Origin of the sequence: Dactylosporangium sp. NPDC051485, assembly GCF_040682015.1 — a bacterium.
In the GTDB taxonomy this organism is placed as follows: Bacteria; Actinomycetota; Actinomycetes; order Mycobacteriales; family Micromonosporaceae; genus Dactylosporangium.
In genome coordinates, this window is record NZ_JBFAZW010000242.1 from 1 (window position 1) to 2,786 (window position 2,786).

The 2,786-nt window shown below is 75.6% G+C and carries 4 protein-coding genes; all 4 read left to right on the forward strand.

What is annotated here, in order from left to right; genetic code table 11:
- Positions 1–507: FAD-dependent oxidoreductase (locus AB0M46_RS51210; RefSeq protein ID WP_363349032.1), on the forward strand; the 507-nt coding region annotated here is incomplete at its 5' end.
- Positions 508–1,055: 548 nt separating this feature from the next.
- Entirely contained in the window at positions 1,056–1,769 is a 714-nt protein-coding gene (locus AB0M46_RS51215) for a hypothetical protein (RefSeq protein WP_363349034.1), read from the forward strand.
- 124 nt (positions 1,770–1,893) lie between these two features.
- Positions 1,894–2,559: a hypothetical protein gene (locus AB0M46_RS51220; RefSeq protein WP_363349036.1), complete on the forward strand. Its 666-nt coding sequence runs from the start codon at positions 1,894–1,896 to the stop codon at positions 2,557–2,559.
- Positions 2,556–2,786 (forward strand): hypothetical protein (locus AB0M46_RS51225; RefSeq protein WP_363349038.1); only part of this gene is annotated, 231 nt, incomplete at its 3' end. The genes AB0M46_RS51220 and AB0M46_RS51225, both read left to right, overlap by 4 nt.

A 2,786-nucleotide genomic window follows, 5' to 3' on the forward strand; every position in this document is an offset into this window, starting at 1 on the left:
GGCCCGATCGGCGCGGACGCGGTCGTCGCCGCGGCCGGGACCGGGGTGGCCGGGCTGTGCGACCTTCCCGTGGCCGCCTCGCCCGCCGTGCTGGTGCGCATCCCGGCGCCGCGCGGGCTCGTGCGCACGGTCTTCGCCGCGCCCGGCTTCGAGGTGCGCGAGCGCGACGGCGGCGGGCTGCTGGCCGCGGCCGGGTGCCCGGACGGGCCTCAGGAGGCCGGCCACCGGGCCGCGCGGGCGGTCGCGGCGGCGTTTCGCGGCACGCCGGACGGGCCCGACGCGGTGCACGTCGGGCTCCGGCCGATGCCGGCCGACCGGGCGCCGATCGTCGGGCCGGTCGCGGGCCTGCCCGGCCTCTACGCCGCCGTCATGCACTCCGGGGTGACCCTCGCCCCGGTGATCGGGGACCTCGTCGCCACCGAGGTCGTCGACGGCGCCCCCGCCGCCGCGCTGGCCGGCTGCCGGCCCGAGCGCTACGACGCCGCGGGCACCCGAGGCGAGCGCTAAAGCACCCGCGGCGAGCCGGACCGGCGCGACCACCTGCCGCCCCGACCGCTACGACACCGCGGGCACCCGAGGCGAGCGCTAAAACCCCGGGGCGAGCCGGACCGGCGCGACCACCTACCGGCCCGCGGGCGCCCAGGCGAGCGCTAGAGCCCGACGGCACCCGACCGGCGAGCCAGACTGCCGGCCCGAGCGCGACGACGCCGCGGACGCCCAAGGCGAGCGCTACAACCCGGCGGCACCGGACCGGCGCGACCACGGCGCGGGGATCGCCCAGGCGCGTCCGGGACGTGGGCCACCACCTGCGTAACCGTGGCGAAACCGGCGCGGCCGAGGTGCGGGGCGCCACCGGTCGGAGTGACAGCGGGACTGCACACGGTCACGAATCCTTAAGATCCACTTTGGTTTGCGATCAACAGCTGACACGGAGGTCCCGATGTTGGCGTTCGTCGGGTACCGTGCGCGGGGCATTCCGGGTCGGGGCGGGCGGCTTTATGGCGGGGACGAGTCCGGCCGGTCTGCGGGATACGTCTTCGAGGAGGGCACAGGGCATGACGACGCCGAACGGGATGCGGCAGTACGACGATCGCATGATGGGCGCCGCGGCCGCCCAGCACGCGCCGGAGATTCCGGCGCCGCGGCACGACGGCAGCGGCGGCAACGAGCAGGCGAAGGCGCTCATGGTCCTCACCATGGCCCAGCGCACCGCCGAGGAGCACATCGAGACGGCCCGGCGCGAGGCCGAGCAGATCCGGGCCGAGGCGCACGCCGCCGCCGGCCAGATCGTCTCCGAGGCGCAGGCCCAGGCCGGGGCCCTGCGGGAGGAGGCCGAGAAGCTGCTCAACCGGGCCCGCATGACGGCCGAGAAGATCGCCCGGGACGCCGAGGCGTTCGCGGTCGACACCGAGCGCAACGCCGGCGAGATGATGGGCGAGGCGCAGGCGCGGGCCGAGGACATCGTGCGCGACGCGCAGGAGAACGCGCACAGCATCAAGCAGCGGGCCGAGCAGATCTACGAGGACGTGGTCGGCGGCCTGACCTCGAAGCGGGCGGCGCTGCAGGCGCAGATCGAGTCGCTGGAGCGCTTCGACCACGAGTACCGGGCCCGGCTCACCACGTTCATGCAGCAGCAGATGCGCGCCCTGTGGGTCGGCCAGCCGCAGGTCGAGGCCGAATTCCACGAGTCCGAGCCGGTGGCCGGCGAGCTCCTGCCGGCCGGGCACCAGTTCGACGACGAGGACGACGACGAGGAGACGCGCGACTGACCTCACGCGCACCAGCGGGGCGGGCCGGGTCCGGTCCGCCCCGCGCCGCATTTTCGGGTGTAACAATCCCCGGCCGTGGTCCGTCAGCATTCCGTAGGCGCACTGCGACCATGGAGGCCGAGGGATGGACAGTCACACCGCGTGGGGGGACCTCGACGGCGACCACGTCGTCGACACCCAGTTCGTCGATGTGCACGGCGACGGGCACTTCGACGTGCAGTACACGGACACGAACCACGACGGGGTCGCCGACGTCATGCTGGTGGACCACAATCACGACGGCGTGGCCGACGTGGCGGTCTTCTCCGACGAGCACGGGAGCGGCCTGGTCCTGGTGGACCGCAACGGCGACGGCGTGGCGGACGCGGTGTACACCGTGGGGCCCTTCGGCTCGGGCCACGGCGACACCGCCGCGGCCGGCAGCCCCTACACCACCACCGCGACGGCGGCCGCCGGGCCGTTCCCGACGGGTGGCACCGAGACCGTGGCCGCGGGGCCTTTCCCGACGGGTGACACCGCGGCCGTGCTCAACAACGTCAACTCCTCGATGCACGACGCCGGCCTCATCTACCGCGACGCGATGCACCCCGGCTCGGTGGACCAGCACGACGTCGACGCGGCCATGCAGCGCACCGAGAACGCGGCGCGCAACGCCCAGTCGTTGCAGGGGCACACGTACCAGCAGCAGGTCAGCAACGACATCCACCGGGGCGACCTGAACCGGCAGTACTCCGAGGAGGCCCACCGGGCGGCGACCGACGCCGCCATCGAGGCGGAGCGGGGCGCATGATCCGGTCCGTCCGGCTGGCGACGGCCACGCTGGTGCTGACCGGCGCCGCCCTCGCCTTCGCCGCCCTCCCGGCCGTGGGCGACCCGTCCCCCTGCACCGGTGCCCCCGTCTCCGCCGCCGCCGTCGCGGGGCGCGGCGCGCGCGCGCGCGGCGGCCCCCCCCCCCGCGCCGCCCCCGCGCCCAGCCCCGCCCCGCCCCCCCCGGCCCCCACCCACACCCCGGGGCGC